General features: G+C 48.3%; 8 protein-coding genes and 1 other RNA gene. 2 read left to right on the forward strand and 7 right to left on the reverse strand.

What is annotated here, in order from left to right; genetic code table 11:
* Positions 1-13: 13 nt before the first annotated feature.
* Positions 14-1,471, forward strand: a complete 1,458-nt coding sequence (locus Q0486_RS11420; protein ID WP_299233312.1) for an aminoacyl-histidine dipeptidase — start codon at positions 14-16, stop codon at positions 1,469-1,471.
* A 202-nt stretch (positions 1,472-1,673) separates the two neighbouring features.
* Here the strand turns inward: Q0486_RS11420 and ssrA are convergent.
* Positions 1,674-2,069, reverse strand: a transfer-messenger RNA (tmRNA) gene (ssrA, locus tag Q0486_RS11425).
* 113 nt (positions 2,070-2,182) lie between these two features.
* Here ssrA and Q0486_RS11430 point away from each other — a divergent pair.
* Positions 2,183-3,316, forward strand: a complete 1,134-nt coding sequence (locus Q0486_RS11430; protein WP_299233314.1) for a lactonase family protein — start codon at positions 2,183-2,185, stop codon at positions 3,314-3,316.
* Between the two features lie 43 nt (positions 3,317-3,359).
* Here Q0486_RS11430 and Q0486_RS11435 read toward each other — a convergent pair whose 3' ends face one another.
* The 6 genes from Q0486_RS11435 to nuoL all read right to left on the reverse strand — a co-directional run bounded on the left by Q0486_RS11435 (position 3,360) and on the right by nuoL (position 15,011).
* A complete protein-coding gene (locus tag Q0486_RS11435; RefSeq protein WP_299233316.1) occupies positions 3,360-4,331 on the reverse strand; it encodes a type I phosphomannose isomerase catalytic subunit in 972 nt (323 codons plus the stop codon).
* Positions 4,332-4,507: 176 nt separating this feature from the next.
* Positions 4,508-5,731, reverse strand: coding sequence for a hypothetical protein (locus Q0486_RS11440; RefSeq protein WP_299233542.1), 1,224 nt, complete (start codon positions 5,729-5,731; stop codon positions 4,508-4,510).
* 1,229 nt (positions 5,732-6,960) lie between these two features.
* The gene (locus Q0486_RS11445) at positions 6,961-9,618 is read right to left on the reverse strand and encodes a TonB-dependent receptor (protein ID WP_299233545.1); all 2,658 of its coding nucleotides are present in this window, start codon (positions 9,616-9,618) and stop codon (positions 6,961-6,963) included.
* 253 nt (positions 9,619-9,871) lie between these two features.
* On the reverse strand, positions 9,872-11,323 hold the full coding sequence (locus Q0486_RS11450) for an NADH-quinone oxidoreductase subunit N (RefSeq protein WP_299233548.1): 1,452 nt from the start codon (positions 11,321-11,323) through the stop codon (positions 9,872-9,874).
* Between the two features lie 174 nt (positions 11,324-11,497).
* Positions 11,498-12,979 carry an NADH-quinone oxidoreductase subunit M gene (locus Q0486_RS11455; RefSeq protein ID WP_299233323.1) on the reverse strand — a complete coding sequence of 494 codons (1,482 nt, stop codon included), beginning with the start codon at positions 12,977-12,979 and terminating at the stop codon, positions 11,498-11,500.
* Between the two features lie 142 nt (positions 12,980-13,121).
* Positions 13,122-15,011, reverse strand: a complete 1,890-nt coding sequence (nuoL, locus tag Q0486_RS11460; protein ID WP_299233326.1) for an NADH-quinone oxidoreductase subunit L — start codon at positions 15,009-15,011, stop codon at positions 13,122-13,124.
* Between the last annotated feature and the right edge of the window lies 1 nt (position 15,012).

Here is a 15,012-nt window from a genome sequence, read left to right on the forward strand (position 1 = left end):
AAAAACTAACTCTATGAGCGAAATTCTTTCTTTAGCTCCACAGAATGTGTGGAAACATTTTCATTCTATAACTCAGATTCCACACCCATCAGGACATCTGGAAAAAATTCAGGCTTTCTTGCTTGATTTTGGCAAGAATGCAGGTGTTGAAACATTTCAGGATGAGGCTGGAAATATTATCTATCGTAAGCCTGCCACTCCTGGAATGGAAAATCTTAAGACAGTAATTCTTCAGGCACACATGGATATGGTGCCACAAAAGAATAAAGAGACAAACCACGATTTTGAAAAAGACCCTATTCAGACATATATTGACGGCGAATGGGTTAAGGCCAAAGGTACAACGTTGGGCTCTGATAACGGTATGGGTGTAGCAGCCATAATGGCTATTATGGAGGATAAGACTCTGAAACATGGTCCATTGGTAGCTCTTATCACATCAGACGAGGAAACAGGTATGTATGGAGCTTTCGGACTTAAACCGGGCACTATAGAAGGAGATATTCTGCTCAATCTTGATTCTGAAGACGAAGGAGAACTTTACATAGGCTGTGCAGGTGGCGAAGACCTTACTGCTACATTGGAATATAAAGAAGAGGAAACTGATCCTGAAGATGTAGCACTTAAGGTTACACTGAAAGGTTTGCGCGGCGGACACTCAGGTATCCAGATCGGATGGGGACATGCAAATGCCAACAAACTGATGGCGCGTTTCCTCAATCAGGTTATCACATACGATGAGGCATGCCTGGTGTCATGGGAAGGCGGAAACATGCGTAACGCAATTCCTCGCGAATGTGAAGTAGTTATAACTGTTCCGGAAACAGAGGTTGAAGACGTATTGGCATTCGTTGGCGAATGTGAGCAGGTATGGCGTGATGAGTATGCTACTATCGAGGATGGCATCACTTTCACAGCTGAACGTGTGGAACTTCCTAAGTTCATGGTTCCTGATGAAATCAGAGATAATCTTGTTGATGCTATATTTGCTTGCCCTAATGGTGTGGAACGTTTTATCCCTACTATACCTGATACAGTTGAAACTTCATCAAATCTTGCTATTGTAGAAATTGGTGGAGGTAAAGCTGCTGTAAAAGTTCTGACACGTAGTTCACGTGAATCGATGAAGGACTATCGTAATACGGCTATTGAAAGCTGTTTCTCAATGGCAGGTATGCATGTAGTCCGTTCAGGAGGTTATTCAGGTTGGGAACCTAATGTCAATTCTCCAATCCTTCATGCGATGAAGGCTTCATATAAGGCACAATTTGGAGAGGAACCGGAAGTGAAGGTTATACATGCCGGACTGGAATGCGGTATCATCGGTGCTGTAATGCCAGGTTTGGATATGATTTCATTTGGGCCTACACTGCAGTGTCCTCACACTCCGGAAGAACGTTGCCATATCCCTTCAGTAAAGAAATTCTATGATTTCCTTATAGCTACTTTAGAGAATACTCCGGTAAAATAAGCTGAAATTTCAAATAAAATTAGCCAGCCAATTCATAGTCAGTGCATTATGAATTGGCTGGCTTGTTTTATGATATATTACGCTTTGTCTTAATTGGCGTTACACGTTCGTGCAACGCGCGTAACACGAACGTGTTACGCTAACTATGTCTTGATAAAAAAATCACCCGACCTTTACTTTTAGTAAAAATCGGGTGATTACTTCGTGGACCTGGAGGGAGTCGAACCCTCGTCCAAACAAGGAAGCCATATGCTTTCTACATGCTTATCTCTGCCTTCGGTTTTCGTGCATAAGCAAGACCAGAGCCACCCACTTATACCTTAGTCCTTAAATTTCACCGGAGCCGCAGGACAAGACTCAAGCTATTCCCGATTTTGCTGCACCGCTATATCAAACGCTTCGGAACAAGAGCTTTTGAGCGATGTCTCGTTTCTGTCACTGTGACAGAAATAAAGCTAATCTACTGTACTTCGATTAAGCAGCGAGAGCATAGTTTTCGTTGCCAGATAATTGTTCAGTAACTGAGATTATAGTGCAAATCACTGACGCACTGCATGCTTACATACCACATCTCTCGCTGTCAAAACCAAACAAGCCCAGACGTTAGTATTAATTTGTCTGCAAAAATAATAAAAAACTCTCTAAGTACCAATTCCTATAGATAAAATATATATTTTTGCCCACTCAACATATTTCTTAACCCTTAATATCATGAATAAAAGGAACCAAATTTTTTTCTTATCCGCTTCGTTGCTGTTTATGGGATGTACACCGGTAAATAACAAAGGAAGGGGGGCGGACTCCGCAAATCAGGATTCGCTGGTGTTCGTTACCGGCAGCTATTCCCCGCAGAATGAGGAAGGCGTCAGGATATTCACATTCTCGCAGGATGATGCCGGCTATGCCTGCAAGGGAGGTATCAGCGGAATATCTAATCCTTCGTTTCTTTCCGGACTGACCGCCGGCAATATCATATACTCAGTGGCTGAAGGTGGAGGTGACGATTCTTATATCTATGCGCTGAAGTATAGTCCCGGCAGCATGACGCTGGCCGTGGCAGGGCATGACAAGACTCTTGGCTCTTCGCCGTGTTTCGTTATGGCTGACGGGAAGAGGGGCGTGGCTTTCACTGCGAATTATTCCGGCGGAAGCCTGACGGTGTTTGGTGCCGACGGCAGTGGAAATGTGGCGCGGCGGAAAGTCCTGAATTTCCGGGGTAGGGGCGTACATCCTTCCAGACAGGAGAAGCCACACATTCATTCGGTGTATTATTCGCCTGACAGTACACGCCTCTGGGCATGCGATTTGGGCACTGACAGAATAAGGGTGATTCGTGCGGACGATTATACATATGCGGGTGAGGAAGATATAGTGTTGCCTGGCGGTAGCGGACCGCGGCATATGTGTTTTCATCCGGACGGGAAGCGTGCATACGTGATAACCGAGCTGAGCGGCGATGTTGTGGTGCTTGATACGGAAGACGGCGGTATGGCAGAGATAATCCAGACAGTAAAGGCCGATACGGCGGGAGGAGAGGGAAGTGCTGATATACATTTGTCGCCCGACGGAAGATTCCTTTATGCATCCTGCCGTATAAAGGGGGACGGACTGGCAGTGTTCAGAGTTTCTGCCGAGACAGGCAAAATAGAACGTACAGGTTATTGCCCGACGGGAAAGCATCCGCGCAATTTCGCCATTACTCCAAACGGGAGGTATATTCTTGTGGCATGTCGCGATGAGAATGCTATAGAAATATACGAAGTGGATAAGGATACGGGAATGCCTGTCGATACAGGAAAAAGGATACCGGCCAAAGCTCCGGTTTGTGTCAGGTGGATAGAATAAGAAACAATCCCCTCGTGGGGGGATTGTTTCCTGTTATGATATGTTATACGTAAGTCTCAAGGAACTTGACTTCGCCTTCGGGCATCACTTCAAGATTCTTGGTTGTGGCCGGGAAAAGAACTGATTCGCCTGCCTGCATGCGGATGCTGTTTCCTTCATCGTCTTTTATGGAACATGATCCTTCCATGCAGATATAGATGACAAATGAATCGAGTTCTGAATAATCCACGGTCATCTGCTGCGAAAGATGATATACTGATGTAGTGAAATATGGGCATGAAACCAGGTCTACAGGACGGTCCTTGCATGGAGTGTAAGCGGTACGGTAGTCTTGTTCCACACTGTAATCGATTGCCTCTTTTGAGAGTTCGGTGTGCAGCTCGCGTGTGCGGCCGTTCTTGTCCTTACGGTTGAAGTCGTATATCCGGTAAGTGATGTTGGAAGTCTGCTGTATTTCAGCTATGAAACATCCGGCTCCGATGCTGTGGATTCGTCCTGCAGGGAGGAAGAACACATCGCCGGGACGGACGGCATAGTCTGCCAGCGCGTCGCAAATGGTATTGTCGGCTATCATCTGTTCGTACTGTTCCGGTGTGATGCTGCGGCTCAGGCCTGAGCGCAGGTGTGCGCGGCCTCCGGCATTGTCTATCACGTACCACATCTCGGTCTTGCCCATGGAGTTGTGTCGCTGCATGGCGAGCTCGTCGTCAGGGTGAACCTGAATGGAAAGATCGTCCTGAGCATCGATGAATTTTATCAGAAGCGGAAACTTGCCACCAAAGCGTGTGTAGTTTGATTCACCAACCAGGGCTCCTTTATATTCCTGAACCATTTGGGTCAGGTTCTTTCCGGCATCAGTCCCGTTTGCTACTACCGATTCGTCGCCGGGGACATCGGATATTTCCCAACTTTCGCCTACGTTCTGCTGTGTGCAGTCAAGGTGCTTGAATGGAATGATTTTGTCGCCACCCCATATTGTTGATTTCAGGATGGGATTGAATTTGAGTGGATACATAATTATATGGTTTTATCAGGTTATGATTACGGACGTAAAGATACGTCAAAATTCTTTACCGTGACCTAGGTTTGGAGAATTTTCTGACAAAAGAACCGGGACCGTCGCACAGTGTGGTGGCGGTCCCGGTGTGTGTTTTCCCGTGGGGATATGTGTATTTCCGTGTTTCTGGAGGATCAGAGAGTCCATCCTGCGGTCCAGTTGTCGCCGGACGGAACGGCTCCCTTGTAATTGGTTTTTGTGAAGAATGAGTCGGCCGACATGTCTTTTCCTCCGTCTGTTGTGCCGATGAACTTGTTTTCAAGAGTGAAAGTGGCGTTTGTCTTGTTGCCTTCGGCTTTCACGAAAAGTTCGTTGGTATAGATGTTCTGTTTTGATGACAATACTCCTGATATCTCTACGTAGTTCAATCGGGATATTCCGTTTTTCAGCGCGTTTTCAGTGTTTACGGTTTCCACAGTGAGAGGCTGCTCCTTGCCTGTGATTATGGCATTGTAGAGTTCTACTTCGGTGCCGGCACGCAGGCGTACTCCACGGCTGTCGCTGCCGTTGCCCACAAGTGTCAGGTTCGACAATTTTGGATGTGAGACAGGTGTAAGCGAGTTGTCCTTGTCGTTGCTGTCGCATTCCATCAGGCAGTCGCAGTCATAGCCCAATGACTTTTCGTTTTCCTGGTATGCCACCATGAACTGGCCTTTGCCGCACCATCCTTCTGTCCAGTCGAACGAGTCGTCGCTGCAGCTTGTGGCTATCATGTATTTCACGCAGACTGTTCCTCCGAAGAATTCGAAACCGTCGTCAGAACCGCGGTATGCCTGCAGATGATCTACTGTGGTTCCGCTGCCCACTCCGTAGAATGTCACTCCGTTGGCTTCCTTGTCTTCGCTGAAGGCATAGCCGGTGTATTCCAGACGGATGTAGCTCAATTTTCCTGAGTTGTCGGCCGCGTCGTCGCCACCGTATGCCGCGTCACCTATCTCGGATGTTCCCTTGCCGCCCTGTACGTTGATTGGCGCTTTTCCGCAGATGTGAAGTCCGCCCCATGCTCCGGCTTCCTTCTTTTCCGAAGTCATTACGATAGGTTTTTCGGCAGTACCTGTAGCATTGATTTTGGCTCCCTGTTCCACGAGGATGTAGTCTACAATGTTGTCATGTTTGGCAATGATTGTCACTCCTTCTTCTATGGTGAGTGTGGCAGGGCTTTTCACTGTGTAGTCGCCTGTCAGATAATATGTCTTTCCTGCAGCCAATGTGACATCTGATGTCACTACCCCTTTAAGTTCTTCTATCTCCTGTGGTTTGGAACCGCTGGCCGCAGTCCAGCCTGCTGTCCAGTCGTTGTCCGACGGAACGGCTCCGCGATATTCTGCGGCATCGAAGAATGAATCTGCTGTGCTCATATTCCGGCCTCCTTCGGCGGTACCGACGTAGAATGATTTAAGCGTTGGGCCAAGATCTTTCACTTCGTTGTTATTTCCTTCAGAGAGGAAGTCACTCTGTGTGTAGATGTTTTCCTTGCTTGTGAAACCTGAACCTATAGTGACGTAGTTGAGCTTTGACTCGCCGTTCTTCAGGGCGTTTTCTGTAGGTGCGGTTTCTACTGTGAGGCATTGTCCCTTGCCTGTGATGATGGTGTTATAGAGATTGACCTTTGTTCCGGCACGAAGGCGTACGCCCTGTTTCTCTCCGCCGTTTCCCACAAGGGTTACGTTGGCCAGTGTAGGGAATGACGTCGGGGTGGCTTCGAAGTTGGTGCTGTGGTTGTCGCATTCCATCAGGCAGTCGCAGTCGTAGCCTATCTCGTCCTTGCTGCCCTGGTATGCCACGAGGTACTGGCCTTTGCCGTTCCAGCCTTCTGTCCAGTCGAAGGAGTCGTCGCTGCAGTCGGTCACTACCGCATGGCGGATATTTACCGAACCGCCGAAGAACTCGAAACCGTCGTCGGAACCCATGAAGGCCTGGACGTAGTCTACTGTGGTGCCGCTGCCCACACCGTAGAATGTGATACCGTTCGATTCCTTGTCTTCGCTGAAGGCATAGCCGGTGTATTCCATGCGGACATATTTCAGAACGCCGGAGTTGTCGTCGGCACGGTCGCCTCCGTATGTGGCGTCACCGATTTCTGATGTGCCTGTTCCTACGTTTGTGGGTGCGTATCCGCAGATGTGAAGTCCGCCCCATGCTCCGGCTTCTTTCTTCTCGGATGTCATTACAATGGGCTGTGAGGCTGTACCCTGCGCATCGATTTTGGCTCCCTGCTCTACGAGGATATAGTCTACTTTATTGTCGTGTTTTGCCTCGATCTTTACTCCCGGCTCAATCTTCAGGGTGGCTCCGTTCTTTACGTGGATACCTCCGTCGAGGGTGTAGGTTTCGCCTGCTTTCAGAGTCACGTCTTCTGTGATGTCGGCGTTCAGGATATTGTTGGCGATGTCGCCGTTGCCGTCGTCGCCGATAGTGTCGTCGGTACATGCTGTTGTGAGCATCATTCCTGTGGTTGCCAGTGCAAGAGTGGCAAGTTTCCAATTCTTTTTCATAAACAGTTTTAATTTTGAAATGTTTTTGATGTTATCTTATTCAATTTACCTTAGTCAGGTTTGTTTCTTATCGCCTTAGTCAGGTTTTTCTCTTATAGTGTGTACGAAACTCCTATTTCGAAGCTGCTTCCACGTTTGAATTTTTCCACTTCCAGTGTCTCGCCTGTCTTCGGTACCTCCTGACGGAAGATTACCGGTTGGTTGAGCAGGTCGTTGACCTGGAGTTTTACCGATACGCGGCTGTTCAGCTTCATGCTTCCGGCAAAGTTCAGTGTGTGGACGGCTTGCTGCTTTACGTCGCCAAGGCCTGAGATACCTACTGTGTGTATGCGGGGGCCCTGAAGGTTGTAGAGTAGGGCGGCTGATATCTGTCTGTCATCGTCTATGCGCGGGCTGTAGGTCAGGTCGGCATTGACCAGATATGGCGATGCTCCCTGCAAGGCGCGCTGGGCGTTGGTGTAGACTCCGCCTTCGGGCAGTTTCACGTTGGTGTACATATATGATGCGTTTGCTCCCAGGCGCAGGTCTTTGACTATCTCCTTGCGGAATTCCACTTCCACTCCTGCTGCCATACCGTTGTCGGCATTTCGGAACGACTGTACTGTGGCTCCTCCTGAGAGTTCCTGGATTCTTTCTATCGGGCTCTCAAGGTGCTTGTAGTAGGCGGTTACGGAAAGCATGTCGCCGTTCTGGCGGAAGAGCTCGTAGCGGAGGTCAAAGTTGTAGTTGTAGCCGTTCTGCAGGTCAGCGTTACCACGTATCTGCGACGCGCCGTATGATTCCTGATAGAGGAACGGGGCCATCTCGATGAACGACGGGCGGGTCACTGTGCGCGAGAATGAGAAGCGCAGGCTGTTGTCGCTGTTCATCTGATAGCGGAAGTTGGCTGCCGGGAAGAGGTCACCTGTGTTCAGCTCGCTTCTCTCGGGGCGTCCGCCGTCGGTGTGGTAGTCAACCCACTGGCGTGAGTATTCATATCTCACTCCGAGGTTTAGAAGAAGAGACTCTATCGGATAGTAGTCGGCAAGGAGGTATCCGGCAATGATGCTGTTGCCTGCACGGTACTGGTCTTTCGGCTGGTTCACCAGATTGATGGTGAGCAGTTCGTTCTCGATGTTCTCCTGATTGATATAGTCGCTCGGATTATAAATGTCTGTGATTGTAGGGTTCAGTTTGTTCAGGTTGTAGTAGAAGCGTGTGGCCTTGTAGTCGCGCTGTTTGTCCTTATAGGTCACTCCGGCCTGTATCTTGTTGCTGTCGCCGAATTTATAGTCGCTCATGAGGTTTGCCACCCATTCGTTTTCGTCCAGCGATCCGAAGTATCTCATCGTCTCCTGGCGGTTCAGCTTGAAGAGCTCCAGCGAGTTGTCGTCCTGCACTTCGAACATCACCTGGCGTCTGTCCGGTTCGGCGCTCGATGTCTTGCTGTACGAGCCGCTCCAGTTGATGCTCCATGCGTCCTTTATGTAGTGCTTTCCGCTAAGCTGGTGGTTCTGCAGGCTGTAGATGTGCGACACGCTGTTGCTGCCTATCAGATTGTGGTCTTCGTAGTCCACACCCTCGCGGCGCATGTATGTGTCCGAGGCGTTGCGGGCGTAGAAGAATGTGTAGCTCAGCAGGTCCTGCTTTCTGAACGAGTAGCCTATGCTGGCAAGTGAGGCCAGCTTCAGTTCGTTGGTATAGCTGTCGTACGAGAAGTTGTTCAGTGTGTTTCCTGTGGCTTCAAGTGTGCGTACGTATGCGTCCTTCATCAGCTGCTGTCCGTTGCTCACGCCTATGGATGCCAGCACGCTCAGGTTGTTTCCTGCCAGGTCGAAGTTCTTTCCGAAGCCTATGTTTCCTCCGAACTCAGGCAGGGCTTTTCTTTTCGATACGTCGAATGTGGTGTTGAAAAGCTTGTTGTGGCGGGCATAATCTTCGAAATCTGTCAGATCCATTTCTGTATATGTGCTGTTCAGCTTTGGAGTTCTGAAGAGAGTGCCTTCGTGATCCATGCGGTACATATCCTGGCCCAGAGTATTGAATTTGCCGCCTGTATTGAATGAAATGTTGAAGAAATTTTCGCCTGTCTGTTCTTTTGTACCTATATCGATGTGCGCTCCGGAATAGTCGGCGAAAGTGTTTGCCTCATATACCTTGCTCACTGTGATGTTCTTTACTGTGGATGTAGGGAATATGTCGAGCTGGATAAGTTTGTTGTCCGGATTAGGCGATGCTATCGGAAGTCCGTTCAGTGTGGTGGTGCTGTATCTGTCGCCCAGACCGCGCACTATTATCTGTCCTGCCGATGCGATTGATATTCCTGATATCTTTTTCACGCCTTCGGCCACGTTCGAAATACCTTTTGTGCTCATCTCCTTTGCACCGAGGTTCTCTATCGCCACGCTCGATTTCTGTCTCTCCATCATCAGTGCGCGTTCTCCCTCAAGGTTTTTCTTTGCCACCACTGTCACCTCGTCCAGTTGCTGGTTGTCGGTGTTCAATGCTATTACTGTTTCCCCCTTTACATTTTTGTCGACTGTTATTCTTCGGGTCTCGTAGGCTACGTATTGGATTATCAGTACATCTTTGTCTGCGACGTTTTTAATCTCGAACTTACCGTCGATGTCTGTCACCACGCCGGTTGTGGTTCCTTCTATCTGTACTGTCGCCCCGATTAGCGGCTCGCCCGTAGCTTTGTCAATTATCACTCCCTTGAAATCAATGGCCTGTGCTGTCACTGCTGTCATCAACACCGGAGATATAAGCATCAGTTTCTTAATGTCATTCATTCTTTTTACCCTTTTGTTTTCGAGGGCAAAATTATGGCAGCGGTGTTACTTGGATGTTTCCATTTGTTTATAATGTGTTTACGTATCGGTTACATATCGGTTACATTGGTTTTTGTCTAAGCATAAAACGCCGGAGGATATCAGAGTTCCTTCGGCGTTTTATCATTCATCCGGTTTGTGGCCGTATGATATGGTTTGATTATTGTTTCCCCGGAGTACGGGATGCGGCGGATCAGATTCCGGCTATCTTTTCGATTCCTCCGTATACGCTGCTCAGCAGTCCGAGCAGGACTATTCCGGCCAGGCATACTACCAGTGATATGCGTGTAGCCAGCGGGCTGCGGAAGTATGGCAGCGGATTGTCGTTAGGAGTGATGTACATGGCTTTTACTACAAGAAGATAGTAGTAGAGTGAAATCACGGTGTTGACAAGCGCCAGGAACACTACCAGCCAGTGGCCGGCATTGAAAGCGGACGCGAATACGAAGAACTTGCTGAAGAATCCGGCGAACGGCGGTATTCCGGCAAGGGAAAACATGGCAAGAGTCATTATCAGGGTAAGTCCGGGATTTGTGCGGTAGAGTCCTGCGTATGCACCGCGGCTTACGGCATATTCCGATTTCACTGTCTCTTCCGAACGTGAAAGCGCATTCTCGGGATGTTCGCCTTCTACATTGTTCGCATTGTCATAGTTCTCGCCCAGGGTGTGTCTCTCTATTGCTCCTATCACACCGAACACGGCCAGATTGGCTACAATATATACTGTGATGTAGTATATCATCGAAGTTGTTCCCTGGGTGTTGCCTGCCATTACTGCCAGCATGATGTAGCCGGCCTGCGAGATACTACTGTAGGCCATGAAACGCTTCATGTTGTCCTGAAGTATGGCAAAGATATTTGCCAGTGTTATCGTGATGACAATCACTATGCTGAGCATCAGCTCCCAGCGGTCGGACATTGGTGCGAATACTTTCGTCAGTATGCTCATGAGGGCGAAGGCGGCGGCGCCTTTAGATATTACCGACAGATATCCGGCAACTGCAGTAGGCGCTCCCTGGTATGTGTCCGGAGTCCAGTTGTGGAACGGGACGAGGCTCAGCTTGAATCCCAGCCCCGCGAAGAAGAATACCATGGCCAGTATCTGCAGTGGTGTGCCGGTGATGCTGGCAGTCATGTCGGCAAAATAGGTTGTTCCGCATGTGCCGTAAATCAGCGAGAGTCCGTACAGCATGAGTCCTGACGAGAACATAGAGTTCAGTATGAACTTTGCTCCTGCCTCGGCACTGTGGTGTTTCCACTTGTCGAACGATATAAGGCATGCCATTGGGATGCTGGCAAGCTCAAGGCCTACATAGAACATTATGAAGCTTCCCGCGCTTACCATGAAGTACATTCCCAGCAGAGTGCTCATTGTTATGACGTAGAACTCGCCTGCCTTGTGGCGCGAATCCGGCGAGGATATCCATTCGCCTGCCTGCATGAACACGAGCAGTGTTCCTGCTGTGAGTATTGTCTTTACTATAGATGCTATCGGGGTGCAGTGGTACATTCCGCCGAAATATTCTCCGGCCGACGGCTGTATGTTCAGAATGATTTGTATCACCAGCAGTGTACAAGCCATTGTCTGCAATGTCTTGTGATGCGGCTCTTTCATGATCAGGTCAGCCAGAAGGATTATTGCCATAAAGACTGCCAGACCGATTTCTGCCTGCATTGGTATAAATTGAAACATGTTTATCAGTTATGAATTAAAAGTTAAAAACTAATAATTAAGAATGTTGCTCAATTAATAATTAAGAGTTTATAATTAAAATTGATAGCATCCACCCATTTTTAATTATTAATTATTCATTGTTAATTATCTCACTATTGCCGAAATAATAGGTTCAACACTGTGGCTTATTACGTCGCTTACCCAGAACGGCGCAAGTCCCAGTCCGGCTACAGCGGCTATAAGGCATATCACGGTGAAGCGTTCGTCCCATGTGGCGTCTGTAAGTTTAAGATGTTCCGGATTCTCGCAAGTTCCGTAAAGAATCTTTCCTACCACACGGAGGATATACACTGCTGTAATCACAATACTCATTGTGGCGATTACAGTGCATACACGGTGGAAGTTGTCCGGATTCTGGAAAGAACCTACAAATACTGTCATTTCGGCAATGAAACCGCTCAATCCGGGAAGACCGAGGTTGGCAAGGCCGGCAATGACGTATCCCACTGCAAGGAAAGGCATAATCTTCATCAGACCTCTCAGCTGGCGGATGTCACGTGTGTGTGTTCTGCCGTAAATCATACCGATAAGGGCGAAGAACAGTGCTGTCATAAGTCCGTGGCTGAGCATCTGAAGGATTGCTCCTGTAGCGCTTACTTTGGTCATCATCAGAAGCGCGAAAAGAACCAGACCGCAGTGGCTCACTGATGAATAGGCATTGATATATTTCAGGTCTGTCTGAACCACGGCGCTGAATGCTCCGTACACTACTGAGATAGTAGTAAGCACGAGGAAGAAATCTCCCCAAATGGCGGCACCTGTAGGCATGAGATACATAGCAATGCGGAAACATCCGTAACCGCCAAGTTTCATCAATACACCGGCATGAAGCATAGATACGGCGGTAGGGGCCGACGCGTGACCGTCAGGGCTCCATGTGTGGAACGGGAAAAGAGCTCCCAGCACACCGAAACCGATAAATATCAGCGGGAAGAAGATACGCTGGAATTCTGTTGGTATCTTGTGATTTACTATCTCAAGAATATTCATTGTTTCGGCTCCGGCACCATAGTATATGCCCAGAATACCTATAAGCAGGAATGCCGAGCCACCCATGAGCATCAGGGTAAGCTTCATGGCTGCATATTCCTTCTTTCCGCTTCCCCACACTCCGATGAGCAGGTACATTGGGATGAGCGCCACCTCGTAGAACATGAACATGGTGAAGAGGTCTGTAGAAATGAAGAAACCGAAAACTCCGGTACTGAGGAGAGTGAACCATAGGAAATATTCTTTTGTCATCGGCTGCAGACGCCACGAAGCAAACGTGCCGGTGAATACTATTATGGAGCTTAGCAGTAGCATTACTACAGAGATACCGTCTACTCCTACCGAATAGCATATATTCAGTGGCTCATACCATGGTGTGCTTGCTGTAAACAGCATTTCTTCTGTAGCTCCTCCGTTTCTCAGGCCTATATATGCTACAGTGAGCCATACTGACAATCCCAGCAACATGGTGGAACCCGCCACCATAACCGCTCTTACCTGATTTATGCCTTTCGCCAGCCACAGGCCCAGCAGCATTACCAGAGGGATGATTACAAATAAACTTAATATATTCATTTTTTTTAGTTTTTTAGTTTTTAGTTGACGAGTTGACAAGATCTTTTTAGTTGATGAGGTCGCAGTCCGGCTGGAGAAGCTTGTCCCCTTGTAACTTAAACCTTGTAACAGAAGTCTTGTAACAGAAAAGAAGTCTTGTCTCCTATAACATTATCAGTGCTGCTGTAAGGATGATGATACCTCCCAGGAACCACATTGTGTAAGTCTGAATTTTTCCGCTTTGTATAGGTTGTGCGGTTTCTCCGGCCGCGTTTGTTCCCCAAGCCATGAAGTTCATGAACTGGTCGATTACGTGTCGGTCGAACCACGCAAGCGGAGTAGAGATGCAGCGGAATATAATTTTCTTTGTGACAAACAGCCAAAGCTCGTCCATGAAGAAACGGCGGTATGCTGCGTAATGCAGACGGCTGAACCTCTTCTGGAGCATGTCTGCCACAGGCTGAGTCTGTCCGGCGTACATCCATGTAGCAATCAGTATGGCAATAACAGCTATGATAATGCTTGTAGCCGCTACAGTTGTATCAATGTGGATGTCGTATGCGTGTCCGTTGCTTGAAACAAAATGTCCGAAAGGCATTATCCAGCCCGCAACAATGGTGATAGCCGCAAGAATCATCAGAGGCAAGGTCATTACCACAGGACTTTCGTGCGGAGTATGGTGAGCATAGTTGTCATTTGTTTTTCCCCAGAAAATGCAATAATACAGACGGAACATATAGAAAGCCGTCATTCCGGCGATTATTGTCATTATCCATCCGGCTACTGGACTGAAACGGAAACATGCCGCAAGAATCTCATCCTTCGAGAAGAATCCTGAGAATGGAGGAATGCCGGCAATGGCAAGACAAGCTATCAGAAATGTAATATGAGTGACAGGCATATATTTCCTCAATCCTCCCATATAGCTCATCTCATTGCTGTGAACAGCATGAATCACACAGCCTGCACCAAGGAAGAGTAGTGCCTTGAACATGGCGTGAGTGAACAAATGGAACATTGATGCCATATATCCCAATCCGCCTTCGTGCGGGTCAAGACCGGTACATACACCCAGAGCCACCATCATGAAACCTATTTGTGATATTGTCGAGAACGCAAGCACACGCTTGATATCGCTCTGCACACATGCCACTGTAGCCGCATAGAAAGCGGTAAACATTCCGATGTAAGCTATCCAATGTAGAGTTTGTGGAGCAAATCCTATAAACAGAGGGAACATTCTGGCCACAAGATACACACCTGCCACAACCATTGTAGCCGCATGAATCAGTGCAGATACAGGAGTAGGGCCTTCCATTGCATCCGGCAGCCAGATGTGTAGCGGGAACATGGCACTCTTTCCTGCGCCACCCACGAACATCAGTCCCAGTGCACAAGGCAACACCATGCCTGCCTTCATGAGTTGCTCTTCGGAAGGAGTGAAAGTGAAAGTCTGCATGTAATAGCCGTAAATAAGGATACCGATGAGGAATCCCAGATCGGCAAAACGTGTAACGATGAAAGCTTTCTTGGAGGCAGCTATAGCCTCAGGCTTGGTATAATAGAAACCTATCAACAGATAGGATGAAACTCCCACCAATTCCCAGAATACGTACATCTGGAAGATATTTGTCGCAACCACCAGTCCGAGCATAGAGAATGTGAACAGCGACAGGAATGCGTAGTAACGCTGGAATCCGCGTTCTCCTTTCATGTACCCGAAAGAGTAGATGTGCACCATGAGAGATACTGTAGTTATGACAACCAGCATCATTACCGAGATAGGGTCCAGCATGATACCCATATCGATGTGCAGCGATTCAGTGAACGGCAGCCACCGGAAGTTCCAGGGAGTGGAGACAGGCAGCAATCCTTCGTCAGTACGTGGCGCGCCGAAATAGCCGATAGCTGTGATATAGCTCAGAACTGTTATAGCTGCCAGCGAGAGTGTTCCTATTGCTCCTGCCACTTTGTGAGGCATTTTCATACCTGCCAGGGCCAGGACCAGAAAGCTCAGTACCGGCAGAGCCAGTATAAGTATTGTATATTCCATA

It is taken from the genome of uncultured Bacteroides sp. (assembly GCF_937912035.1).
Classification (GTDB): domain Bacteria; phylum Bacteroidota; class Bacteroidia; order Bacteroidales; family Bacteroidaceae; genus Phocaeicola.